Source organism: Gordonia insulae (assembly GCF_003855095.1).
Classification (GTDB): domain Bacteria; phylum Actinomycetota; class Actinomycetes; order Mycobacteriales; family Mycobacteriaceae; genus Gordonia; species Gordonia insulae.
In genome coordinates, this window is sequence record NZ_CP033972.1 from 3,370,844 (window position 1) to 3,394,115 (window position 23,272).

Genomic DNA, 23,272 nt, shown 5'->3' on the forward strand with positions numbered 1-23,272 from the left:
TTCCGCACGCGCTGTTTCGACTGAACCCGCCACCGGCGGCCGGTGATGCCCTAACGTTCGTCGGTGTCACCATCATGTGGATCGAATCAAGGAGCTGTGCAGTATGTCCGAAATCATCGTCGTCGCGACCATCTCCCCGAAGCCGGGCGAAGAGGCAGCGGTACGGAACGCCATCCTCTCCGCCATCCCCAAGGTCCACGACGAACCGGGCTGCATCGCGTACGCCCTGCACGAAGCCACCGGCGACTCGACGGATCTCGTGATGATCGAGAAATGGGAATCGATGGAGGCTCTCGGCACCCACGGCAGCGCACCGGCCCTCGCCGAACTCGGTGCCGCGATCGGGGAGCTGCTCGCCGGACCGCTCGACGTCAAGACCTTCACCGCCGTGGCCGCAGGGCAGGACGGCAAGGGCACCATCTGACCGCCGCCCGGCAGACGGCGGCGTAACCCGCGGAAGTCTTGATTCCGCGGGTTACGCCGTGCTAGACACGTAGAACGAGCGTTAGATCGGCGATGCGGATCGCATCACACGCCGATCCCGTGCACAAACCCGTCTGGGAGGACCCACATGCCCGAAGCCGTCATCGTCGACGTCGTCCGCCTCGCCTCCGGCAAGGGCAAGCCCGGCGGCGCCCTCTCGGCCACCCAACCGGTCGAGCTCCTGGCCCACGTGCTCCGCTCGCTGGTCGAACGCAACGACCTCGACCCCGCGCTCGTCGATGACGTCATCGGCGGCTGCGTCGGCCAGGCGGGCGAACAGGCCCTCAACATCTCCCGTACGGCGCTGCTCTCGGCCGGCTTCCCGGAGTCGGTGCCCGCGACCACCGTCGACCGCCAGTGCGGCTCCAGCCAGCAGGCCGCACACTTCGCCGCCCAAGGCGTCATCGCCGGGGCGTACGACATCGTCATCGCGGCAGGCGTGGAGTCGATGAGCCGGGTGCCGATGGGCTTCACCGTCGCGGGCCAGAACCCGTACGGACCCAGCATCGCCGCCCGCTACCCCGACGGCCTTGTCGGCCAGGGCATCTCGGCCGAGCTGGTCGCCGCCAAGTGGAAGCTGGACCGGGATGCGCTCGACGCATTCGCCGCCGAATCGCACCGGCGCGCCACGCAGGCCGCCACGGACGGACTCTTCGACCGGGAGATCATCCCCATCGACGTGACCACCACCGACGGTGCCCAGATCACCCACACCGTCGACGAGACGGTGCGCGCCTCGACCACCGCCGAAGGACTGGGCGGCCTGAAGTCGTCGTTCTACTCCGAGCAGTACGCCCAGCGATTCCCCGAGATCAATTGGCACATCACGCCCGGCAACTCGTCGCCGCTCACCGACGGCGCGTCGGGCGCGCTGATCATGAGCGACACGATGGCCGCCAAGCTGGGGCTCACGCCGCGGGCACGTTTCCACTCGTTCTCGTTGGCCGGCGACGATCCGGTGTTCATGCTGACCGCACCGATCCCGGCGACCCGCAAGATCCTCGAGCGCTCCGGGCTCTCCATCGACGACCTCGACGCGTACGAGGTCAACGAGGCATTCGCGTCCGTACCGCTGGCGTGGGCGAACGAGTTCGGCGCCGATCCGGCCAAGCTCAATCCGCGTGGCGGCGCGATCGCGCTGGGACACGCACTCGGCTCGTCCGGCACCCGACTGCTCGGCACCCTGGTCAACCACCTGGAGGCCACCGGCGGCCGCTACGGGCTGCAGACCATGTGCGAAGGCGCAGGCATGGCGAATGCCACGATCATCGAACGTGTCTGAGAGCGCACCCATTCCGACGCCGACCGCGGTTTCCGAGACGTCCCACTGGCGGGTGATCGAGCCGATCGCCCTCCCGGTCACCCTGGCCGCCGCGAAGGACTGTTTCCACGATCGCGGATTCCACGGCACCTCGATCCGCGACATCGCGTCGCGGGCCGGGGTCTCCCTGCCGACGCTCTACTACCACCACGACAACAAACAGGGCATCCTCGTCGCGTTGCTCGAGGCGGGCATGAGTTCGGTGTTGCGACGGGTCACGGCGGCCATCGCCGATGCCCGGACACCGTCCGACCAGCTCTCCAATGCGATCGAGGCCATCGTGTTGCACATGACCGCCGACCTCGAATTGGCCAGTGTCTCACGCGAACTCCGCTACCTGGATGCGGACAACCCGCATCGCCAGCACTACGTCGGCATGCGGACCGAGGTGGAGGACCTGCTCGCACAGATCCTGCGCGATGGCATCGATGCCGGCGACTTCCGGATCGACGGAGATGCGCGGGAGGTCCTCCGCTACCTCCTCGGTGCCTGCCAGGAGGTGACCACCTGGTATCACCCGACCGGCGCGCGATCCCCCGCCGACGTCGCGGCCTCCTATGCCGCGACGTCACTGCGCGCCGTCGGCGCCACCCGGCCTACGACCTGACGAACATCAGAACTGATCAAGGAGTTGATGGAACACCATGAAACGCACCGTCTTCGAGTCCGAGCACGAGCAGCTGCGGGCGACCGCACGTGAGTTCCTGGCCCGCGAATGCGCCCCCCATGTGGAGAAGTGGGAGGCCAACGGGCAGGTCGACCGCGAGGTCTACAAGAAGGCGGGCGACGCCGGACTGCTCGGGTTCAACATGCCCGAGGAGTACGGCGGTGGCGGAAGCACCGACTTCCGCTTCAATGCGGTGGTGGCCGAGGAACTCTCCCGCTTCGGCGGCGCCGCTCCCGGCCTGACCCTGCAGAACGACGTCGTGGCGCCGTATTTCCTGCATCTGGCGAATGACGAGCAGAAGAAGCGTTGGATGCCAGGAATCGCCAGCGGTGAAACGATTCTCGCGGTGGCGATGACCGAGCCGGGCGCGGGCAGCGACCTCGCAGGCATCAAGACCACAGCCAAGCGCGACGGCGATCACTACATCGTCAACGGCAACAAGACGTTCATCTCCGCCGGCATCAACTCCGATCTGGTCGTCGTGGTGTGCCGCACGAACCCGGATCCGTCTGCCGGACACAAGGCGTTCTCCCTGCTCGTCGTCGAGCGCGACATGGAGGGCTTCGAACGTGGGCGCAAACTCGACAAGATGGGCCTCAAGGCCGCCGACACCGCCGAACTCCACTTCACCGACGTCCGGGTGCCCGCAGAGAACCTGTTGGGCGAGGAGGGCAAGGGTTTCTATCACCTGATGCAGAACCTGCCCTCGGAGCGCCTCTCGATCGGCGTGAGTGCCATCGCCGGGGCGCGCGCGGTGTTCGAGGAAACGCTGCAGTACGTCAAGGACCGCAAGGCCTTCGGTCAACCGATCGGCTCGTTTCAGCACAACCGCTTCGTGCTCGCCGAGATGTCCACCGAACTCGACATCGCGGAGCAGTACATCGACCGATGCCTGCGCGCCGTCCTCGACGGTGAGCTCACCGCGGTCGACGCATCGAAGAACAAGTGGTGGTGCACCGAGTTGGCGAAGAAGGTCATCGATCAGTGCGTGCAGCTGCACGGCGGCTACGGCTACATGAACGAGTACCGCGTGGCCCGCGCCTACACCGACTCGCGCATCCAGACCATCTTCGGTGGCACCACGGAGATCATGAAGGACCTCATCGGTCGCGACATGGGTCTGTAGGACGATCGGGGCCGGCGTGCCAGGTGATCTCGATACACCTGGCATGCCGGGCCTACCCGAGGCGCTTCGTCAGGTTGTGCGCCTCGTCCATCAACAGACGCCCGAGGCGCGGTAGACGCTCCCGGCCGAACCGGGTCTGTACGCCGGTGATGCTCAACGCCCACAACGGGTTTCCCGCGCTGTCGAATACGGCCGCGCCGAGACCCCAGCTCCCCTCGACGATCAGCCCGGGATTCTCCGCGTATCCGGTCCGGCGGGTTCGCGCGATGCGCCTACGGATTCCCGCCCCGTCATGGGGATCGCGCCAGGTCGGTTCCGGCGTGATCGCGGCGATCACGCGGTCCTGCTCCTCCTTCGGCAGATGCGCGAGTATCGCGAGACCTGCCGATGCCACGCCGAGGGGAAATCGGGTGCCCACCTGCAGCACGTGGGAACGCAGCGGGAAGCTGCCCTCCTCGGTTGCGACGCACACCGTCTCATCTCCCTGCCGGGTCGACAAGTAGGCGCTCTCCCCGGTCTCGCGCGCCACGCTCACCAGCGAATCGCGTGCCAGTTCGACGATGTCGTATCGCGTCGCGGCCACGGTACCGAGCAGGTAGATCTGCGACCCGAGGTGCCAACGTCCGTTCCGGACATCCCGGTCGATCAGTCCCGCCTCCGCCATGTCGGCGAGCAGCCGATGGGTGGTCGCCCGTGGCAGCGACGCCTCGCGGGCCAGCACGCTGGTCGTCGACCCATCGGGTTCGTGCCTGCTCAGCGCGGTCAGCACCGCAGAGGCACGGGCGATGACGCCCGATGACGGCGCAGGCACATCCATGACGACATCGTAGGGCACTCGATCCCGCAATCGTCCACTATATGGACGGATTCTCCCCGTCTGGTCCGGATAGTGAGCACTTTCGATCGCCGAGTGACTGCTATCTGGACGCTGTCCGTCCGTCTGGCATTGGATGGCCGACATGGTCAGCAAGGTATGTGCAACGGCATCGATCGGCGTCGGTGATCTGAGTTCGGGAATGTCGATGGTGGTCGGCGGCTTCGGGTTGTGCGGTGTTCCCCACGCATTGATCACCGCGGTCGAGGAACTGGGTATCGACGAGTTGGAGGTGTACTCCAACAACTGCGGGGTGGACGACTACGGTCTCGGAATCCTGCTGTCGGCGCGGCGGATTCGCCGGGTCACCGCGTCCTACGTCGGAGAGAACAAGGAGTTCGCCCGGCAGTATCTGGCAGGCGAGCTCGAGGTCGAACTGACCCCGCAGGGCACCCTGGCGGAACGGATGCGGGCCGGCGGGGTCGGCATCCCCGCCTTCTACACACCCGCGGGAGTGGGCACGCCCGTCGCGGATGGGGGCATGCCCTGGCGGTACGCGCCGGACGGCACACCGGCGATCCTGTCGCCGGCCAAGGAGACACGCGAGTTCGGTGGGCGTCGTTACGTCCTCGAGGAGGCCATCTCCGCCGACGTCGCGCTGGTGCGCGCCGACATCGGGGACACCGAAGGCAACCTCGTGTTCGACCAGTCGGCACTGAACTTCAATCCGCTCGCCGCGATGTCGGGGCGACTGACCATCGCCGAGGTGGGCACCCTCGTGGAGCCGGGCCGGATCGACCCCGCGTCCGTGCATCTCCCGGGGATCTTCGTCGACCGCATCGTGCAGACCGGCGCCCAAGAGGGGCGCATCGAGAAACGCACCACCAGGACCACCGAAACCACCGAGAGGACTGCACCATGACGTCGACCGGGTGGACCCGTCCGGAGATGGCAGCCCGTGCGGGCGCCGAACTCGCCGACGGCTCATACGTCAACCTCGGCATCGGGCTGCCGACGCTGATCCCCGACCACCTCCCGGAGGGGGTGCGGGTGACCCTGCATTCCGAGAACGGCATCCTGGGCACCGGCCCCTACCCGGCCGAGGACGCCGTGGACGCCAACCTGATCAATGCGGGCAAGGAGACGGTCACGGTCAGGAACGGTGCGAGCTTCTTCGATTCGTCACTCTCCTTCGGGATGATCCGCGGTGGTCGCATCGACACCGCCGTACTCGGCGCGATGCAGGTGTCACGCACGGGGGACCTGGCGAACTGGATGGTGCCCGGAGCGATGGTCAAGGGTATGGGCGGTGCGATGGATCTCGTGCACGGCGCACGACGCGTGATCGTCCTGATGGAGCACTCTGATCGCGCCGGGAACCCGAAGATCCTGGAGGAATGCACCCTGCCGCTGACCGGCCGGGGCGTGGTGCACCGGATCATCACCAACCTGGCGGTGATCGACGTCGACGACACCGACGGACCCATCCTGCGTGAGCTCGCCCCGGGCATCAGCATCGAGACCGTCCGTGCGGCCACCGGTACGGACCTGATCGACGCGATCGGGTGAGTGCACTGGTCGGAGTGCCCCGGAGGTCACCCTCGAAGCTTGCGCCGCAACAGCTTCCCGGTTGCCGACCGCGGTAGCGAGGCAACGAGTTCCACCTCGCGCGGGTACTTGTACGCCGCCATCCTGGCACGGCAGTACGCGACCAGTTCGGGTTCGGTCACGGCACCGTCGGTACGCAACACCACGTAGGCCTTGGCCGATTCGCCGCGATAGTCGTCCGGAATGCCCACCACGGCCGCCTCCTCCACATCGGGGTGACGCATGAGGATCAGCTCCACCTCGTGGGGCCAGATCTTGTACCCGGACGCGTTGATCACGTCCTTGCTGCGGTCGACGACGTAGAACCAGCCGTCGGCATCCATGAATCCGATATCGCCCGTGCGGAGTTCGCCGCCGGACAGCGCCGTGGCCGTCGCCTCCGGATCGTTCCAGTAGCCGGGGATGACCTGGGGACCGCTGGTGATCAACTCGCCTATCGCCCCGACGGGCAGGTCACCCCCGTCGTCGTCGACCACACGGACCACCGTGTCGGACACCGGAATCCCCACGGACAGGACACCGGTCTCGGCATCGACGGGCGCACGCAACCCGGGCGGCACGATGTGCGATGGCGACGTCGTCTCGGTCTGGCCGTAGATGTTGTACACATAGCCGCCGAGCGCTTCCTCGAGTCTGTCCGCCACAACGGGTTCGATCGGCGCCCCACCCGAGTACCGGAGCCGTAACGGTCGCATCTCCGTCGGGGTGGTGTCCGATTCGTCGGCGAGCCCGAGGTAGGCGGTGATGGCGGCGACGGAGAACGCCGGCGACCGTTCCCGGATCGCAGCGGCCACCACGCCCGGATGAATCCGGTGTGTGAGCACGACCGCCGACCGCAGCAGCATGCCGAGGGTCACCGCACCGACGAGGCCGGTCACGTGAAAGATCGGGGCGAGCGCGAGGACGGGCTCGCCCGGGCTCAACCCGGTCCAATCACGATACGTCTGGGTGTTGAAGGTCAGGTTCGCGTGACTGATCTGCGCGCTCTTCGGGAATCCGGTGGTACCGGACGTCCCCAACAGCACGGCGACATCGCCGGGGCCGACGGGCCGGCGCCCCGGCATGCCCCGATGGGCACCCACCAGCGACACGAGATCGATGGTGTCGGGTGGGCGCCGCCGGGTCGTCCCGGCGAAGGCGCGAGGGTCGTCGCGGGTCTGCCAGTCGAGAGACGATGACGTGACCACGATCGGCACCGCGATATCGGTTTCGGACGCCAAGATGTCGCGGACGACATCCTCGTACAGGTCGTCGAGCGCGAGCAACGCCGTCGGGGTGTGCTGCCGCAGGAACCAGACCACCTCGTCGGCCTTGCTCATCGGACTCATCGCGGTGGGCACTCCCCCGACCTTCCACCCCGCCACGAGTCCCACGACGAAGGCCGGGTCGTTCTGCACGCACAGGGCGATCCGGTCCCCGGCCCGGAACCCTCGGGCGATCAGCAGGGCGGCGACGGCATCCGATGCATGATCGAGCTCGGCCCACGTGAGAGTCGCATCGAAATAGTGGATCGCGGGATCCTCCGGTGCCGCTGCCACCGCTGCGTCGAACATGTCCATCGCCGTGCCGAACTCCACGCGCTGATGCGCCGGCCGACCGCCGTAGTGCGCCAGCCAGGGGCGGTCGTCGTAGGCACTCACGGCTGCAGTGTACGACGGCTACTGTGTTCAGCATGGCTGAACTCAACGCGACCGGCGCCGCCGTCCGCGAGACCCGGGTGCGGTCGGGTCGCACCCTGCGCGCACTGGCCTCGGCCATCGGGGTGAGCGTCGGGACGATGAGTGCCATAGAGAACGGCAAGGTCGCACTCACCATCGACCGGCTGAACGAGATCGCACGGCATCTCGACGTCGCGCCGGCGGATCTGCTCACGCCTCGGCCACCGCACGAGCCCGCCCGCACCGCGCCGGTCACCGACGACGACTGGCGCCATTTCACCGACCTCGACCTCGACCCGGCGTTGCGCGCGGCGGTCGAGGTGTTCATCGACCTCGGCTACCACGGCGCCACCATGCGGCTCGTGGCGACGGCCGCCGACAGCAGCGTCGCCGGGATCTACCACTACCACCGGAGCAAGCAGCACCTGCTGGCCACGTTGATGACATCGACCATGGAAGACATCGAATGGCGGGTCACAGCGGCCGACGCCGAGGGACGACGCCCGGCCGAGCGGTTCGCCCTGATGGTGGAGGCGCTCGCGCTGTGCCACGCCATGCGGCGCGATCTCGCCTTCATCACCGCCACCGAGATGCGCAGCCTGGAGGAGCCCGACCGGGGCCGCATCATCGCGGCACGCCGGCGGTTGCAGGGCCGCCTCGACGACGCCGCGGAGAGCGCGACCGAGGACGGCTCGTTCGCCACGACCAATCCACGCAGCACCGCACGCGCGGTCGCGACCATGTGTATGGCGTTGCCGTACTGGTTCTCGTCGACGGGACCCATGAGTCCCACCGACGTCGCCCGTGAGTACGCCGACCACGCCCTGGCGATGATGCATGTTCAGCCAAGCTGAACCGGAAAACCTGGGCACGTCAACGGCATTCGGGTTCTGTGCAACCCCTTGACGGACGCGGTCAGACCTGTGATTCTCATCTCACTGAACATTCCGAACGTTCGCTCGGAATCGTTCAGTTCCCGTCATCGACTCATTGGAGAGGCGCCCCATGACCACTGCACCCGATCTCACCGAACTCCTGGCCGATTCCCCGACCAACTGGGGCAAATGGGGAGCCGACGACGAGGTCGGCAGCCTCAACTATCTGACCGCCGAGCAGGTCCTCGCCGGCGTCGGACTGATCAAGAAGGGCGAACTGTTCACCCTGCAGCGACTCATCGGCGATCCCAACGGAGACCCGGTGTGGCCGGGGCGCAGTCCGGCCACCCGCGAGATGATCTTCGACGAGTCGCACTGGGACGAGGGTGGCGACGGGCCGGCGTTCCCCGGCGGTCTGCATTACGCCGACGACAAGATCAACGCGTTTCTGCAGGGTTCGACGCAGTACGACGCCCTGGGCCACGTCTGGTACGACGGCCAGATCTACAACGGCTACGACGCCCGCACCACCGTCGGCGGGTTGGATAAGGCCAGCGTCGAGCCCATCGCCCAACGCGGCGTCGCCGGCCGCGCCGTGCTCCTGGACATGGCTCGCCACCTCGGTGTCGCCCATCTCGAGGCCCGACGGACCTTCGACCACACCGACCTCGAGAAGTGCGCCGCCGCACAGGGAATCGAGATCAAGCCGCGTGACATCCTGCTGATCCGCACCAACCACCTCGACCTGTTCTTCGAGGACGAGGCGGCGTTCTACGGCGACTTCTGCGAGCCCGGCCTGGTGTACTCGGCCGAACTGGTGAAGTGGTTCCAGGACAAGGAGATCCCGAACCTCGTCACCGACACGATCGCGAACGAGGTCACCACCGACCCGCACTCGGGTGTGGCCCTCGTGCTGCACAACGCCCTGATGCGCAACCTTGGCATCGCCTTCACCGAGATCTGCGACCTGGAGAAGCTCGCCGAGGACTGCGCCGGCGACGGTGTGTACGAGTTCTTCTATGTCGCGGCCCCGCTGAAGATCCACCGCGCCACCGGCGCCCCGGTGAACCCGGTGGTGATCAAGTGACCTACGCCGATCGGCCGTGGCTGGCCCGCTACCCGGCGGGCAGCCCGGCCGACCTCGAGGTCGAGTACGCCACGGCTCTCGACATCTTCGACGCGGCCGTCGCGGCGGAACCGGATTCCGCCTTCCTGCACTACTTCGACGCGACATTGACCTTCGCCGAGGTGAACTCGGCCGCGGATGCGTTGGCCGCCAGGCTGATCGCCGAGGGGTTCGGCAGCGGTGATCGGCTCGCGGTCTACGTCCAGAACAACCCGGCGTTCGTGATCGGCATCGTCGCGGCGTGGAAGGCCGGCGGCATCGCGGTCGCGATCAACCCGATGAACAAGCAGCGTGAGCTCACCTACATGCTGATCGACTCCGGCGCAACGGCATTGCTGACCCTCGACGACCTCTATGTCGACGTCGCCGAGCCCACGATCGCCACGGGGTCGACCGCGGTGCGAACCGTGTTCACGTCCTCTCCGCTGGATTTCCAGACCCGCGACGACCCGCGGTTGTTCGACGGTCTGCGACGACGGCGCCTGCCCGGGACCAACGATCTGGTGGAGATCATCGACAACTTCGACGGCTCGCCGGCACGGACACCCACGCTCTCGGCCGATGACACCGCGGTGCTCACCTACACATCCGGCACAACCGGAGAACCGAAGGGGGCGATGAACACTCACGGCAATCTGGCGTTCAACGCACAAACCTACCGCGACTGGACCGGGCTCAAACCCGGCGACGGTGTGCTCGGCGTGGCACCGCTGTTCCACATCACCGGTCTGGTCGGCCACGTGATGACCGCCATGCTGGCGCGGGCGCCGTTGACACTGACGCATCGGTTTGCCCCGGACGTCACCCTCGACGCGATCCGGGAGCGGCGACCGGTGTTCACGGTTGCGGCGATCACCGCCTTCAACGCGCTGTCCGCGGCGCCCGGGGCCACCCCGGCGGACTTCGAGTCTCTGCGCATCCTGTACTCGGGCGGCGCGCCCATCGCGCCCGCGATGGCCGACCGTCTCGAGCAGGTCTTCGGCGCCTACATCCACAACATCTACGGCCTGACCGAGACGTCGTCGCCCTCGCACGGGGTTCCGCTCGGGGTGCGGGCGCCGGTCGACCCGACCTCCGGGGCGTTGTCGGTGGGGGTCCCGGTGTTCAACACGATCGTGCGGGTCGTCGGCGAGGACGGCGACGATGTCCCCGTCGGCGAGGTCGGCGAGTTCGTCACCTCGGGACCGCAGGTGATCAAGGGGTACTGGAACAAACCGGACAAGACGGCCGAGTCCCTCCCCGGCGGTGCGCTGCGGACCGGCGACGTCGGCTTCATGGACGCCGACGGCTGGTTCTACGTCGTCGACCGCAAGAAGGACATGATCAACGCGTCCGGGTACAAGGTGTGGCCGCGTGAGGTGGAGGACGTGCTCTACACGCATCCCGCAGTCCGTGAGGCAGCCGTCGTCGGCGTGCCGGACGAGTATCGCGGCGAGACGGTGAAGGCCTACGTGTCGCTGCACAGCGGCGCCACGGTGGAACCCGCCGAACTGGTCGAGTTCTGCAAAGAGCAGATGGCGGCGTACAAGTATCCGCGTTCCGTCGAGATCGTCGGTGAACTGCCCAAGACCGTCACCGGGAAGATCCTGCGCCGGGAGCTGCGGCAGCCGGCCACATGAGAATCCGCTGATCCCGCTCCACCGGCGGATGCACCGAACTACGGTCGAGGCATCCGCCGGTGCAGTCGCGCGACGCACCGGCATGGCACCGAGGAGAACTCATGGTCGACGTCCACGGCACCCACGACCCACGTTTCGCCGGTGTGCGTGACGCGTTGGCCGAGCAACTCGATTCCGGTGAGGAACTCGGTGCGGCCATCGCGGTCGACATCGACGGCGACCTCGTCGTGGACATCTGGGGTGGGCACCGGAACGCGGCACGCACTCGGCCCTGGGAACGGGACACCATCGTCAACGTGTGGTCGACGACCAAGGAGATCACCGCCCTCGCGATCCTGATCCTGGTGGAACGGGGCCTCGTGGACCTGCACGCGCCGGTCTCGACGTACTGGCCCGAGTTCGCGCAGAACGGCAAGGCGGACATCGAGGTCCGTCACCTCATGGCACATACCTCCGGCGTGTCCGGATGGGATCAGCCGTTCTCCGTGCCCGACATGTACGACTGGGACAAGTCCGTCGAACACCTTGCCCGCCAGGCGCCGTGGTGGGAGCCGGGCACCGCGTCGGGGTATCACGCCCAGAATCAGGGACATCTGCTCGGCGAGATCGTCCGCCGGGTCACCGGCAGACACCTCAAGCAGTTCGTCGCCGACGAGATCGCCGCTCCGCTGGGTGTCGACCTGCAGATCGGCGCCGGACCCGAGGACGACGACCGGATCGCCGAGATCATCCCGCCACCACCGTTGGACCTCGATCTGAGCTCCGTGTCGCCGGATTCACCCATGGTCCGGACGTTCACCGGGCCCGCGGCGAGTGCCGCCGCAGCCAACACCATCGAATGGCGCCGCGCGGACATGGGTGCGTTGAACGGCCACACCAACGCCCGCGCGCTGGTGCGCACGATGTCGGCGATCTCTCGAGGTGGCGCCGTCGACGGTGTGAACCTGTTGTCGGACAAGACCATCGATCACATCTTCGACGAACAGGCGCGTGGGGTGGACCTCGTCCTCGGCGTCCCACTGCGCTGGGGCATCGGCTTCGGGTTGCCCGAGCCCGCCACGCTCCCCTACCTACCCGACGAGCGAATCTGCTTCTGGGGCGGCTGGGGCGGCTCGATGACCATCATGTTCCCGCTGCAGAAGATGACCATCTCCTACGTGATGAACAGGATGGCACCGGGCATCATCGGGTCGGACCGTTCGGCCGCCTACAGCCGCGCCATCCTGGCGGCCGCCGGCTGAACGCAGGTCAGTAGGATTGCACCCCGTATCCACTCGTGATCGGAAGGTGCCCATGTTCGACGGCGTCCGGACCCTGTACCGCCTGACCCGGGGTGAGCGCGTGGCGGAGGACCGGCCGACGCCGAGTACCGTCATCGCCGACGGACCGCATCGGCACCTGCGCCGCTGCGGCACCGACGACGACCTCACGAAGGCACGTTCATCGGGGCGCACACCGGTGCTGCTCGTGCCGCCCCTGGCAGTCCCCGCCCGCTGCTACGACCTGTCGCCCGACATGTCGGTCGTGGCGTTCCTGCTGTCGACCGGCCGCATCCCCTACGTGGTCGACTTCGGCGAGATGGGTTATGCCGACCGGCATCTCGGGTTCGAGGCATTCTTCGACGACATCGTCCCCGAGGCCATAGGACACGTGATCGCCGACTTCGACGGCGGGACCGGACAGGTCGATATCGCCGCCTGGAGCCTGGGCGGCACGGTCGCATTCCTGACCGTCGGCGCACATCCGGATCTGCCGGTGCGATCGATCACCGGCATCGGGACACCGCTGAATTACTCCCTGGTGCAGCCGTATCCGATCGTGAAGCGCATCGTGCGGCCGATCGGTCCGGCCCCGGTCAAGTACACCTTGAAGGCGATGGGCGGGATCCCGGGCCCACTGGTCCGGTTCGCCTACCGCGCGACCGCATGGGAGCGAGAGCTCAAGAAGCCCGGCTACATCATGCGCAACGCGGACAACACGGAGGCGCTGGCGCGGATGCAGGTCATCGACTGGTTCCAGGATGCGCTGCCCGGTTATCCCGGCCGACTCGCCGAACAGATGTGGGAGAACCTGGTCTACCGCGACGAACTCGCCGGTGGCGTCCTCGATTTCGACGGACGGCGGGTCGACCTGACGTCGATCGGGGTGCCCATCCAGTTGTTCGGCAGTCATCGCGATGCGATCGTCAGTTGGGCGGCCGCACGGCACGGCGTGGAGATCTTCGCGGATTCCGCCGAGGTCCATTTCAGCACAGTCGAGACCAGCCATCTGGGGCTGATCGCGGGTAGCGATGCAAGCGGGCAGACGTGGCCGCGGATCGACGCGTTCCTGTCGAGTCTGGATCGCGTCGACGCCTGAGCGTAGTCAGACGCCTCGGGGTGGTGGCGCACCGCCATACAGCGTGCGGCCCACCCCCTGGGCCGCCACCTGTGCCGCGGCAACCAGCGACGCCCGGTTTCTGCCCAGCGACGGCACCACCACCCCGAGCGCCGCGACCACCTCGTCGTCGCGGCGGATCGGCACCGCGATTGAGCAGGCGCCGAGCGTCATCTCCTCGATGGTGGTGGCGTAGCCCTGCTGTCGGATCTGCCGAAGCTGACGGTCGAGCACACCGGGTGCGACCACCGTGTGCGGCGTCATCGGGGGCAGATCGCTCATCGCCTCGCGGCGCACGTCCTCGGGCGCATGGGCCAGGAGTACCTTTCCGACCCCGGTGCAGTGCAACGGAAGTCGGCTGCCCACCCGGCTGACCACCGGCACCGACGCCCGACCCGACAGCCGATCGAGATAGAGAACCTGGATGCCGTCGCGGACGGCGAGATGCACCGTCGCGAACGTGGCCGCATAGAGATCCTGCAGGAACGGGGCGGCGACCTCCCGGATGCCGGACTGGATCGGCGCGAGGAGCCCGAGGTCCCAGAGCCGCCTGCCGACGACGAACCGAGTGTCCGGCCGTCGGGTCAGGGCTCCCCAGGTCTCGAGTTCGCGGACGAGTCGGTGGGTGGTCGGCAACGGCAGGCCCGCACGGTCGGAGATCTCGGTCAGGGTGAGGGAACGATGCGACCGGTCGAACGCGCCGAGCACAGCCAGCACCCGGGATGCCACCGATTGCCCGGGTGCGCTCGTATTACCCGCCATCGCCACAGCCTTTCACTCAGTGGAATCCACGGTACCCCTCCCGCTGGTCCGCCCCCCGCTGGTCGAGTAGCGCCCGAACCACCCCACCCACCGCTGGTCGAGTAGCGTCCGAGCCGCTGGGCGAGAACGCGTATCGAGACCCCTCACCTGCACCGATCAAACGTGTCAGACCCATGTCATAGATTGAAACCCAGCGAAACCGGAGTGTTGACGTAAAGCCGGAGCAGCCCCGTCAGAGGCTGTCCTCTCAGAGATATGTGGGACGAGTGGTTTCGCCGTGTCCATTTCTCTGAAGGGGTGTTGCGGTGCCGGGTCCGGTGTGGGCGTTGTCGTCATGGTGGGGTGAGGCCTCACCGTGGCCGGACCTGTCACGGCTGTTCACCGGACGCGTCCATGCCGACGAGATCGCCGACGTCGACACCAACCTCCTCCTCGGGTCGATGGCCGCAACACAACGCGGGCGGGCCTATCTCGCCTGGCACGACTACCAGTTGGCCGCCGAACTACACCATCGCGTCGTCGGCACCGACGAGCAGCCCGAGGACATCCTGGTGGTGGACCGCTTCGCCGACTGCGCGGCCCGCATCGCGTTGGCGTTGAGCATCTCCCAGCGCGCCGCCGAACAACTGGTCCGCGAAGGTCTCGCGTTGCGCGACCGGCTCCCGCAGGTGGCCGAACGACTCCGCAACGGACAACTCTCCCAGGCTCGCGTGTCCTCGATCATCGCCCGCACCGACCTACTCGACGGGCACGACTGCATGCCCGAGGTCGATGAACAGATCGCCGCCGAACTCGATGTGCACGCCGGCGCCTGGTCGGCCGAACGACTGCGCGACATGGTCGACCGCATCGTGTTCCGCCACGACCCCGACGCAGTGCGCGAGCGGCGTCGGCGCGCATTGAACGAGCGGCGGATGTGGACCACACCGAAGCCCGATGGGATGGCGCAGATCGCGGCGACGATGCCTGCGGAGAACGTTCGTATCGCCGCCGCCGGCGTCCGCGCCCTGGCCGGGTCGGTGTGCACGCACGACGACCGCACGAGACAACAACGTGCTTCGGATGCGATGTTCGCGTTGCTGTCCGGCACGCGGTTCGAATGCTTGTGCGGCCGAGAGGATTGCACCGCACAGATCCCCGAGCCCGGCGCCGTGCCGCCCGTCGACGCCAAGGTCGTCATCCACGTCGTCTGTGACGAATCCACGCTCGGTGAGGATGCCCGCCACGCCGGATTCCTCGCGGGTCACGGCGTCATCTCCGACGAACACGTGCGGGACCTGGCCGCTCGCCGCGACGCGGTGATCAGGCCGCTTGTCCCCAAGGACACCCCCAAGAACCCCGACGGCACCTTCACCCTGCCCGCGCACCTGCCGACTGACCCGTACCGGCCGAGCACCGCGCTGGACACCTATGTGCGGATTCGAGATGGCTACAGCGTGGTGCCCGGCAACGACACCCCGGCCTTCGACGGCGATGTCGAACATGTCGCCGAGTTCGACCACGCCGACCCCACCGCAGGCGGGCAGACGCTGCCGGAGAATCTCAATGTCAAAGACCGCTTCTTCCATCGGCTCAAGACGTTCGGGCACTGGCTCGACGACCAGTTCCGCGACCCCCTCGGCCGACTGCGGACAGAGTTCACCACCCCCGAAGGCCTGGTGATACCCGGCGACCCCAACACCACGGAACCCCTGTTCCCCGGCCTGCGACGGATCCGGTTCACGACACCACTACAGTCGCCGGAGGCGCATGGTCACCCGATCCCGTCACCACCCATCCGGCCGATGACCCGGGTGGCGGCCAAACACGCCCGCAGGCAACGAGAACGAGAACGCAACCGACGCCGCCGAGAGGACGGTCAGAGATGACGCTCAGTCATCACCCTCGGCGAACACCCCGTTGGCGATCCGGAACGCGGTATTCGCATCCGGTACCCCGCAGTAGATCGCCGACTGCAGGAGCACCTCCTTGATCTCGTCGCGGGTGAGACCGTTGCGCAGGGCGGCGCGCAGATGCATGGCGAGTTCCTCGTGATGGCCGCGGGCGATCAACGCGGTGAGGGTGATCATCGATCGGCTGCGACGGTCCAGACCGGGGCGGGTCCAGATGCTGCCCCACGCATACTCGGTGATGAGTTCCTGGAAGTCGCTGGTGAGGTCGGTGATGGCGTCCGTGGCCCGGTCGACGTGTGCGTCGCCGAGCACCTCGCGCCGCACCGCCATGCCGTCGTCGTATCGGCTCATCGGGCTTCTCCCCTGTCCATTGCTCCTGTGATGCGCGCGCGTTCGAGTTGCGCGTCGATGTAATACGTTGTCGCGCCGAGGTAGTTCGCCTCCGGTCGATGACCGGCGATCGTGGCCATCGACACCTGTTCGGATCGCACCGCATCGCCGGCATCGGCCAGGTTGGTGGCCATGCGGTTGGTGTGGACGCGCAGATCGTCGACGAGACGGGTGGTCTGGCGCGCCGCGACGACGCTCCGACGGACAAGATCCCGGATGGCGGCCCACTCCGCATGCCAGCCGCCGGAGGTCCGTTCCTCGACGGCGTCGGCCGCGGCGAGATGCAGGGTGGCCCCGAGTTGTGGCGCCGAGATCGCGGCCCGCCGGATCTGCACGGACAACGCCGGATTGGCCTTGTGCGGCATCGTCGACGACGCTCCACCGGCACCTTCGGTGAGCTCGCCGAGCTCTGGGCGCGACAGGGTGAGTACGTCGTTGGCGATATGGCCCCAGGCGTCGGTACAGCCGACCGCGGCGTCGCCGGCGCGGGTGATCGCGGTGCGCACCGAATGCCACGGCGTGGAGGGCTCGAGCCCGAGTTCCCGCGCGACGATGGTCGATGTCTCCGCGACCAGGTGCCCGGGATTCACCGTGGCACCGGCGAGTTCGACCACGGCGGCCGACGTCCCGGCCGCACCGCCGAGTTGCACCGGAAAGCGCAGCGCGTCGACCTGCTCCCGTGCGTCGAGCACGCCACGCAGCCACAGCGCGGCCTTGAGTCCGAAGACCATCGGGACCGCCTGCTGTGTCAGCGTTCTCGCGACCATCGGAGTGGCGCGGTGATCGTCGGCATGGCGCGCGAGGATCTCGACCTGCCGATCGAGTTCGCCGGCGATGGCGGCGAACGCCTCGGCGACACAGATCATCAGTGCCGTATCCACGACGTCCTGACTGGTGAGTCCACGGTGCAACCAGGTCGCGGCCGGGGACGAGCCGAGGCCGTCACGAAGCCGTCGCACCAGCGGGATCACCGGGTTGCCTCCGGATTCCGCCTCCACCGCGATCTGCGCACGGTCGGCACCGGTGATCAACCCGCGGAGCGTATCCGCCGTGACAGCGGCCTCCGGCGGAGCGACCCCGGTTGCCACCAGAGCCGCCGACCATGCCGCCTCGACGGCGATCATGGCCTCGAGAATCGCTGCGTCGGTGAGGATTTCACCGGCGTGGTGATCGCCCGGCCAGAGGAGGTCGGCCACAGGTCATCGGCCTCCGTGGTCGAGGAAGACCGTCTCGCCGTCACCCTGAAGGCGGATGTCGAAGCGGTAGCCGCCGTCCTCGGCGATCGAGATCAATGTCGATCGACGATCCTCGGGGACGGAGGTCAACAAAACGTCGGCGGCCAGCGCGCGAGCACTGTCGGGCAGGTAGGCACGCGTGAACAATCGGTCGAGCAGTCCGCGTGCGAAGACACAGATCGCGAAGAACGGAGCAGCCTCCGAGACGATCGGTCCGGGCGCCACCGTCGCAAACGAGTAGTGCCCGGTTCGATCGGTCTGGACGCGACCGAACCCGGTGAAGGTGAATCCGTCCCGCCGCAGCGATCCGGGCTCCTGGCTGACGTGGCCGGCTCCGTCGGTCTGCCAGATCTCGATCAGTGCGTCGGGCACCGGGTCACCTGCACCATCGAATACTGTGCCGTGCAGTCGAATCCGATCCGGATGTCCGGACGGCACCAACTCCGCACCACCGTCGAACGGCAGGGCGTAGTGGAAGAACGGACCGACGGTCTGGCCGGGGGTGGGTGGATGAGTCACTGGTCCTCCTCCATCGGGGTCTGGCGACTGCCGGTGAGCACGATGTCCCAACGGTATCCGGTGGACCACTCGTGCTGGGTCAGATCGTGGTCGTAGGTGGCGACGAGGCGGTCGCGCGCCTGCTGATCGACGATCGCCTGGTAGATCGGATCGAATGCGAAGAGCGGGTCGCCGGGAAAGTACATCTGGGTGACGAGCCGCTGGGTGAAGGCGGTGCCGAACACCGAGAAGTGGATGTGCGCGGGGCGCCACGCATTGTGATGGTTCTTCCACGGGTACGGGCCGGGCTTGATGGTGGTGAACCTGTACCACCCGTCGTTGTCGGTGAGGCAGCGGCCGACTCCGGTGAAGTTGGGGTCGATCGGCGCCGGGTGCTGGTCACGCTTGTGGATGTAGCGCCCCGCTGCGTTGGCCTGCCACACCTCGACGAGCTGGCCGCGGATCGGGCGGCCGTCACCGTCGAGCACACGCCCGGTGACGACCATCCGCTCACCCACCGGTTCGCCGCTGTGCTGGATGGTGAGGTCGGCCTCCAGGGGGTCGACGTCGCGGTGCCCGAATGCCGGCGACCAGAGCTCGATCCCCTCCGGATCGGAATGATGAAAGCTCTTGGTGGGATGGCGGAGCAGACTCGACCGGTAGGGCGCATAGTTCAGGCGCGGTGCGGTCTCGGGTGCCGTCCCGGCCGACACCGACGAGGCGTACTCCGCACCGATCCGTGCGATCTCGTCGCTGATCTGCTGCTGTGTGCCCGCGGCGGCGTCCGAGCCGGCGATCAATGGTGTGGCCATCCTGTGTACCCTTCTGCGAGATAGGTTGAGCCGGCCTCCGAGGAGACCAGGGACTGAAGCTCTCCGAGTTGTCGCTGTTCGTCGAATTCCGAAGCGCCCGAGACATTGTGGAGCATCGAGGTCATCCAGTACGAGAAGTGCTGCGCCTTCCACACCCGCGCCAGCGCGCGGTCGGTGTAGCCGTCCAGGGCGTCGCCGTCGTTCTTCTTGATGGCACGTTCGATCGCCTCGGCGAGCACCCGGACGTCGGAGAGCGCGAGATTCAGACCTTTGGCGCCGGTCGGCGGGACGGTATGGGCGGCGTCGCCGGCCAGCAGCAGTCGACCGTGGCGCATGGGCGACTGCACAAAACTGCGGAACGGCAGCACCGTGCGCTCGATGACCGGCCCCTCCTGGAGTCGGAAGCCGTCGGAACCGGACAGCCGAGTGTGCAGCTGATCCCAGATCCGGTCGTCGGACCATTCGCCCGGGTTCTCGCCGGGATCGCACTGGAAGTACATGCGCTGCACGGTGTCAGTGCGCTGACTGATGAGCGCGAAGCCCTCGGGCGCCCGGTTGTAGATGAGTTCGGGAGCGCTCGGCGGCGCCTGCACCATGACGCCGAACCAGGCGAAGGGGTACTCGCGGAAGTACTGGTGAGCGTCGGCGACCAGTGATCGGCAGATGCTGCGGGAACCGTCGGCGCCGACCAACAGGTCCGCGGTCACCTCGTGCGAGATGCCGTCGGCATCGGTGTATCGGACGGTCGGAGAATCGAGGACGCCGTGCACCTCGGTGTCGGTGATGCCGTAGCGCAGGTCGCCACCGTCACGGGTGCGGGCCCGGTGCAGATCGATGAAGACCTCGGTCTGCGGATAGAGCCAGCATGATGCACCGGTCAGCTTCTGGAAGTCGATGCGATGGCTGACACCACCGAAGCGCAGCGCGATGCCCTCGTGCTCGTGGCCCTCGGTGAGCACGCGATCGGAGACCCCGGAGTCGACCAGCAGCCGCACGCTGTCGCGCTCGAGGATGCCGGCGCGGTGCGTGGTCTCGATCTGCTCGACGGTCCGGTTGTCGACGACGACGCTCTCGATCCCGGCGACGTGCAGCAGGTGAGAGAGCATGAGGCCCGCCGGCCCGCCGCCGACGATGGCCACCTGGGTTCGGGTGGTGGGCCCAGCGTTCATGGACTGTCTCCGCGTTCTGTGAGGTGGTGCAATGGGTCGACCATAGGAGTCGCCGATCACAACTGTCGATGCGCGGATTTCACTCAGTGAAAGTTGGTTGGTCCGGGTTCAAGTTCGGGTTCGGGTACCTCGGACAGTCGCCAAGCCGCTCCCGGGAAATGCACCCCGGAAATGCGCCCGACTCAGCGGAGGCATCGACACTGTGTCGACGGGCTCGCTGCAGGGGGTGCATCTCCGGGGCGCATTCCCGGGCCGCAGGTGCGGAGCGGCTTCCCAGGGAGCGTTTCCCAGGAGCATTCCCAGCGCCACCATCTTGCCGGCACGCATCAGATCGGACGTCCGCGATCAGCACGCCCGACGGCGATGGATCTGCTGACGCATGATCCGCTGGATGTCGGCGTAGGTGGCCTCCCATTGCCGGAAGACCTGACCATAGGTGAGGCGGAGCGGGATGTAGCCATCCGCGACCAACAACCGATCCCGACGACGGTCGGATTCGTAGTTCGTCACACCCGTGTGGTGGTCGCGGCTGTCGAGTTCGACCGCGAGCCGCTCCCCGACGAGCAGATCGATGTGCCCGACACCGGGGACGTGCTGCTGGACCTCGACGGTCTCCCCGGCCGCGCGAAGCCTGAGCCGCACCGCGGTCTCGGTGCCGGATCCGGCCAATTTGTCGCGCCTCTCGATCAGCCGACGTATCGAGTCCGGAGAATGCCGGAATTCGGTCCTCAGCTGCTCTTCCGTGAGCTTCCCGTGATGCATCGCCGAATCGCACAGGATCACGAAATCCTCGGCGGAACAACACCGCGCGGCGTAGTGCAGCGCGGTCATCACATCGTCGATCGCGCCGACTGCCGGCGTCGGCCGACCGTGGCGTCGGCACCGATCATGGGATTGCCGGCGTCCATATCGTGTGACGCGCGAATGCACACCCTCGTGTCCCTCTGGGATCCACAGACCGTGCCGGGTCAGCGCGGTGATGCACGTGACGAGGCACCCGTCCTCGACCGTGCTCACCACCTCGAGATCCGCATCGAACGTTGCGTACCAGCCGTGCCGGAGGCGTCTGAGCACGTCTGCGTCCACCGCCCGACGGATCGCTTCTTCGCTCTGTCCCGACTCGAGCAACTGGCGCGTGGAGACCACGCCACCGAACTTCTCGATCACTGCGTCATAGTCCACGACGACGAGCGTGACCGGATGTCAGTCGAATTCCGGACCCGAGATCTCAGATTGTCGAGATCTGGGGATGAATATCCACCGGTGGATAGATGGGAGGCTGACCCGGCACACACCGTCGCAATCCGTCCCTCCACCCGGAAATGCGCCCCCTGCAGAGGCGCCGACGACACAGTGTCGATGGTCCCTCTGCAGGAGGCGCATTTCCGGGGCGGTTTTCCTGGGTGGCTCCCCGGGTGTACTGCAGGGGGCGGGTCTCCGAGGCACACTTCCGGGGCGGCTTCCCGGCAGAGTTTCCCGACGACCCCTCACCAACCGATCAGAACCCCTGCCCTGGAATCCAACTCGTGCCGGCCAGCGGCACGCGTGCCATCGCCGACGCCTCGATGGTGATCGCCACCAGGTCCTCCGGCTCGAGGTGCTGCAGATGCGCCTTGCCGCAGGCACGCGCGATGGTCTGCGCCTCCATCGTCATCACGCGCAGGAAGTTGGCCAGCCGACGGCCACCCTCGACCGGGTCGAACCGTGCAGAGAGCTCGGGGTCCTGCGTGGTGATGCCCGCCGGGTCCCTGCCCTCCTGGAAATCGTCGTAGTAGCCCGCCGCCGAGCCGAGCTCCTCGTACTCTGCCGAGTACCGAGGATCGTTGTCACCCAGAGCGATCAGCGCCGCGGTTCCGATCGCGACGGCGTCGGCGCCGAGGGCCATGGCCTTGGCGACGTCCGCACCGTTACGAATACCACCCGACACGATGAGCTGGACCTCTCGGTGAACTCCCAACTCCTGCAACGCCTGCACGGCCTGCGGGATCGCGGCAAGGGTCGGGATTCCGACATGTTCGATGAAGACGTCCTGGGTCGCAGCGGTGCCACCCTGCATGCCGTCGACGACGACGACGTCGGCGCCCGAATGCACGGCCAGCTTCACGTCGTAGTAGGTGCGTGTCGCGCCGACCTTGACGTAGATCGGCTTCTCCCAGTCGGTGATCTCACGCAGTTCGTTGATCTTGATCGCGAGATCGTCGGGACCGGTCCAGTCGGGATGCCGGCAGGCGCTGCGCTGATCGATGCCCTCCGGAAGGGTGCGCATCGACGCGACGCGCTCGGAGATCTTCTGACCCAGCAGCATTCCTCCACCGCCGGGTTTGGCTCCCTGACCCAGCACGATCTCGATCGCATCGGCGCGACGCAGGTCGTCGGGATTCATCCCGTAGCGCGACGGAAGATACTGGTAGACCAGGTTCTTCGACTGACCGCGCTCCTCCGGGGTCATCCCGCCGTCCCCGGTGGTGGTCGACGTCCCCACTTCCGACGCGCCGCGACCCAGCGCCTCCTTGGCGCCCGCCGACAACGCGCCGAAGCTCATTCCGGCGATGGTGACCGGGGTGTCGAGATGCAAGGGGAACTTGGCATTCCGCGAGCCGAGCACGACGTCGGTGTCACAGCGCTCGCGGTATCCCTCCAACGGGTACCGCGACATCGAGGCACCCAGGAAGAGCAGGTCGTCGAAGTGCGGTAGCTTGCGCTTGGCGCCCCAGCCGCGGATGTCGTAGATGCCGGTGTCGGCGGCCCGCTGGATGGCGGCGATGGTGGTGCGGTCGAAGGTGGCGGACTCGCGGAGCCCGCGCTGTTCGACGGACAGATTGTCGGTCATGGTGTTCTCCG

The 23,272-nt window shown here is 67.2% G+C and carries 22 protein-coding genes; 12 read left to right on the forward strand and 10 right to left on the reverse strand.

The genetic code is table 11. The features are described 5' to 3' along the window. Positions 1 to 103: 103 nt before the first annotated feature. The 4 genes from D7316_RS15305 to D7316_RS15320 all read left to right on the forward strand — a co-directional run bounded on the left by D7316_RS15305 (position 104) and on the right by D7316_RS15320 (position 3,597). A complete protein-coding gene (locus tag D7316_RS15305) occupies positions 104 to 424 on the forward strand; it encodes a putative quinol monooxygenase (protein ID WP_124709005.1) in 321 nt (106 codons plus the stop codon). Between the two features lie 147 nt (positions 425 to 571). Next, on the forward strand, positions 572 to 1,765 hold the full coding sequence (locus D7316_RS15310; RefSeq protein ID WP_124709006.1) for a thiolase family protein: 1,194 nt from the start codon (positions 572 to 574) through the stop codon (positions 1,763 to 1,765). Continuing rightward, on the forward strand, positions 1,740 to 2,411 hold the full coding sequence (locus D7316_RS15315) for a TetR/AcrR family transcriptional regulator (RefSeq protein ID WP_124709007.1): 672 nt from the start codon (positions 1,740 to 1,742) through the stop codon (positions 2,409 to 2,411). The genes D7316_RS15310 and D7316_RS15315 overlap by 26 nt, the downstream gene beginning before the upstream one ends. Before the next feature lie 37 nt (positions 2,412 to 2,448). Continuing rightward, entirely contained in the window at positions 2,449 to 3,597 is a 1,149-nt protein-coding gene (locus D7316_RS15320; RefSeq protein WP_124709008.1) for an acyl-CoA dehydrogenase family protein, read from the forward strand. 52 nt (positions 3,598 to 3,649) lie between these two features. Here D7316_RS15320 and D7316_RS15325 read toward each other — a convergent pair whose 3' ends face one another. After that, the gene (locus D7316_RS15325; protein WP_124709009.1) at positions 3,650 to 4,414 is read right to left on the reverse strand and encodes an IclR family transcriptional regulator; all 765 of its coding nucleotides are present in this window, start codon (positions 4,412 to 4,414) and stop codon (positions 3,650 to 3,652) included. A 142-nt stretch (positions 4,415 to 4,556) separates the two neighbouring features. On the opposite strand from D7316_RS15325, the gene D7316_RS15330 reads away from it, so the two are divergent. Beyond that, complete coding sequence (locus D7316_RS15330) at positions 4,557 to 5,333, forward strand: CoA transferase subunit A (RefSeq protein ID WP_124709010.1); 777 nt, start codon at positions 4,557 to 4,559, stop codon at positions 5,331 to 5,333. After that, complete coding sequence (locus tag D7316_RS15335) at positions 5,330 to 5,980, forward strand: 3-oxoacid CoA-transferase subunit B (RefSeq protein ID WP_124709011.1); 651 nt, start codon at positions 5,330 to 5,332, stop codon at positions 5,978 to 5,980. Before D7316_RS15330 ends, D7316_RS15335 begins: the two co-directional genes overlap by 4 nt. Before the next feature lie 26 nt (positions 5,981 to 6,006). Here D7316_RS15335 and D7316_RS15340 read toward each other — a convergent pair whose 3' ends face one another. Continuing rightward, the gene (locus D7316_RS15340; RefSeq protein ID WP_124709012.1) at positions 6,007 to 7,659 is read right to left on the reverse strand and encodes a class I adenylate-forming enzyme family protein; all 1,653 of its coding nucleotides are present in this window, start codon (positions 7,657 to 7,659) and stop codon (positions 6,007 to 6,009) included. A 32-nt stretch (positions 7,660 to 7,691) separates the two neighbouring features. Between D7316_RS15340 and D7316_RS15345 the strand changes: the two genes are divergently transcribed. From D7316_RS15345 to D7316_RS15365, 5 genes are all read left to right on the forward strand, one after another. After that, the gene (locus tag D7316_RS15345) at positions 7,692 to 8,531 is read left to right on the forward strand and encodes a TetR family transcriptional regulator (RefSeq protein WP_124709013.1); all 840 of its coding nucleotides are present in this window, start codon (positions 7,692 to 7,694) and stop codon (positions 8,529 to 8,531) included. Positions 8,532 to 8,682: 151 nt separating this feature from the next. Then, entirely contained in the window at positions 8,683 to 9,639 is a 957-nt protein-coding gene (locus D7316_RS15350) for a cyclase family protein (protein WP_124709014.1), read from the forward strand. Beyond that, on the forward strand, positions 9,636 to 11,297 hold the full coding sequence (locus D7316_RS15355; RefSeq protein ID WP_124709015.1) for a class I adenylate-forming enzyme family protein: 1,662 nt from the start codon (positions 9,636 to 9,638) through the stop codon (positions 11,295 to 11,297). Before D7316_RS15350 ends, D7316_RS15355 begins: the two co-directional genes overlap by 4 nt. Positions 11,298 to 11,398: 101 nt before the next feature. Then, the gene (locus D7316_RS15360; RefSeq protein ID WP_124709016.1) at positions 11,399 to 12,538 is read left to right on the forward strand and encodes a serine hydrolase domain-containing protein; all 1,140 of its coding nucleotides are present in this window, start codon (positions 11,399 to 11,401) and stop codon (positions 12,536 to 12,538) included. 52 nt (positions 12,539 to 12,590) lie between these two features. Further along, positions 12,591 to 13,655: an alpha/beta hydrolase gene (locus tag D7316_RS15365; protein WP_124709017.1), complete on the forward strand. Its 1,065-nt coding sequence runs from the start codon at positions 12,591 to 12,593 to the stop codon at positions 13,653 to 13,655. 6 nt (positions 13,656 to 13,661) lie between these two features. Here D7316_RS15365 and D7316_RS15370 read toward each other — a convergent pair whose 3' ends face one another. Then, entirely contained in the window at positions 13,662 to 14,435 is a 774-nt protein-coding gene (locus D7316_RS15370; RefSeq protein WP_124709018.1) for an IclR family transcriptional regulator, read from the reverse strand. Positions 14,436 to 14,740: 305 nt separating this feature from the next. Between D7316_RS15370 and D7316_RS15375 the strand changes: the two genes are divergently transcribed. Beyond that, a complete protein-coding gene (locus tag D7316_RS15375) occupies positions 14,741 to 16,303 on the forward strand; it encodes a DUF222 domain-containing protein (RefSeq protein ID WP_232016928.1) in 1,563 nt (520 codons plus the stop codon). A gap of 3 nt (positions 16,304 to 16,306) precedes the next feature. On the opposite strand, the gene pcaC is transcribed toward D7316_RS15375, so the two are convergent. The 7 genes from pcaC to D7316_RS15410 form a co-directional block, all read right to left on the reverse strand. Beyond that, positions 16,307 to 16,678 carry a 4-carboxymuconolactone decarboxylase gene (gene pcaC / locus D7316_RS15380; RefSeq protein ID WP_124709019.1) on the reverse strand — a complete coding sequence of 124 codons (372 nt, stop codon included), beginning with the start codon at positions 16,676 to 16,678 and terminating at the stop codon, positions 16,307 to 16,309. Then, positions 16,675 to 17,913 carry a lyase family protein gene (locus D7316_RS15385; RefSeq protein WP_124709020.1) on the reverse strand — a complete coding sequence of 413 codons (1,239 nt, stop codon included), beginning with the start codon at positions 17,911 to 17,913 and terminating at the stop codon, positions 16,675 to 16,677. Before D7316_RS15385 ends, pcaC begins: the two co-directional genes overlap by 4 nt. A gap of 3 nt (positions 17,914 to 17,916) precedes the next feature. Beyond that, entirely contained in the window at positions 17,917 to 18,471 is a 555-nt protein-coding gene (gene pcaG / locus D7316_RS15390) for a protocatechuate 3,4-dioxygenase subunit alpha (RefSeq protein WP_124709021.1), read from the reverse strand. Continuing rightward, positions 18,468 to 19,262 (reverse strand): protocatechuate 3,4-dioxygenase subunit beta, encoded by a 795-nt coding sequence (gene pcaH, locus D7316_RS15395; RefSeq protein ID WP_124709022.1) that lies wholly within the window; start codon positions 19,260 to 19,262, stop codon positions 18,468 to 18,470. The genes pcaG and pcaH overlap by 4 nt, the downstream gene beginning before the upstream one ends. Next, entirely contained in the window at positions 19,247 to 20,431 is a 1,185-nt protein-coding gene (locus tag D7316_RS15400; protein WP_124709023.1) for a 4-hydroxybenzoate 3-monooxygenase, read from the reverse strand. Before D7316_RS15400 ends, pcaH begins: the two co-directional genes overlap by 16 nt. Positions 20,432 to 20,776: 345 nt before the next feature. Then, the gene (locus tag D7316_RS15405; RefSeq protein WP_124709024.1) at positions 20,777 to 21,613 is read right to left on the reverse strand and encodes a type IV toxin-antitoxin system AbiEi family antitoxin domain-containing protein; all 837 of its coding nucleotides are present in this window, start codon (positions 21,611 to 21,613) and stop codon (positions 20,777 to 20,779) included. A gap of 316 nt (positions 21,614 to 21,929) precedes the next feature. Next, positions 21,930 to 23,261 carry an FMN-binding glutamate synthase family protein gene (locus D7316_RS15410; RefSeq protein WP_124709025.1) on the reverse strand — a complete coding sequence of 444 codons (1,332 nt, stop codon included), beginning with the start codon at positions 23,259 to 23,261 and terminating at the stop codon, positions 21,930 to 21,932. Positions 23,262 to 23,272: the final 11 nt, after the last annotated feature.

Coding starts and splice junctions, on each gene's coding strand:
- D7316_RS15400 (WP_124709023.1), bottom strand. CDS start 20,431: ATGAACGCTGGGCCCACCACCCGAACCCAGGTGGCCATCGTCGGCGGC.
- D7316_RS15305 (WP_124709005.1), top strand. CDS start 104: ATGTCCGAAATCATCGTCGTCGCGACCATCTCCCCGAAGCCGGGCGAA.
- D7316_RS15365 (WP_124709017.1), top strand. CDS start 12,591: ATGTTCGACGGCGTCCGGACCCTGTACCGCCTGACCCGGGGTGAGCGC.
- D7316_RS15310 (WP_124709006.1), top strand. CDS start 572: ATGCCCGAAGCCGTCATCGTCGACGTCGTCCGCCTCGCCTCCGGCAAG.
- D7316_RS15315 (WP_124709007.1), top strand. CDS start 1,740: ATGCCACGATCATCGAACGTGTCTGAGAGCGCACCCATTCCGACGCCG.
- D7316_RS15350 (WP_124709014.1), top strand. CDS start 8,683: ATGACCACTGCACCCGATCTCACCGAACTCCTGGCCGATTCCCCGACC.
- D7316_RS15325 (WP_124709009.1), bottom strand. CDS start 4,414: ATGGATGTGCCTGCGCCGTCATCGGGCGTCATCGCCCGTGCCTCTGCG.
- pcaC (WP_124709019.1), bottom strand. CDS start 16,678: ATGAGCCGATACGACGACGGCATGGCGGTGCGGCGCGAGGTGCTCGGC.
- D7316_RS15360 (WP_124709016.1), top strand. CDS start 11,399: ATGGTCGACGTCCACGGCACCCACGACCCACGTTTCGCCGGTGTGCGT.
- D7316_RS15320 (WP_124709008.1), top strand. CDS start 2,449: ATGAAACGCACCGTCTTCGAGTCCGAGCACGAGCAGCTGCGGGCGACC.
- D7316_RS15335 (WP_124709011.1), top strand. CDS start 5,330: ATGACGTCGACCGGGTGGACCCGTCCGGAGATGGCAGCCCGTGCGGGC.
- D7316_RS15345 (WP_124709013.1), top strand. CDS start 7,692: ATGGCTGAACTCAACGCGACCGGCGCCGCCGTCCGCGAGACCCGGGTG.
- D7316_RS15410 (WP_124709025.1), bottom strand. CDS start 23,261: ATGACCGACAATCTGTCCGTCGAACAGCGCGGGCTCCGCGAGTCCGCC.
- D7316_RS15370 (WP_124709018.1), bottom strand. CDS start 14,435: ATGGCGGGTAATACGAGCGCACCCGGGCAATCGGTGGCATCCCGGGTG.
- D7316_RS15330 (WP_124709010.1), top strand. CDS start 4,557: ATGGTCAGCAAGGTATGTGCAACGGCATCGATCGGCGTCGGTGATCTG.
- pcaH (WP_124709022.1), bottom strand. CDS start 19,262: ATGGCCACACCATTGATCGCCGGCTCGGACGCCGCCGCGGGCACACAG.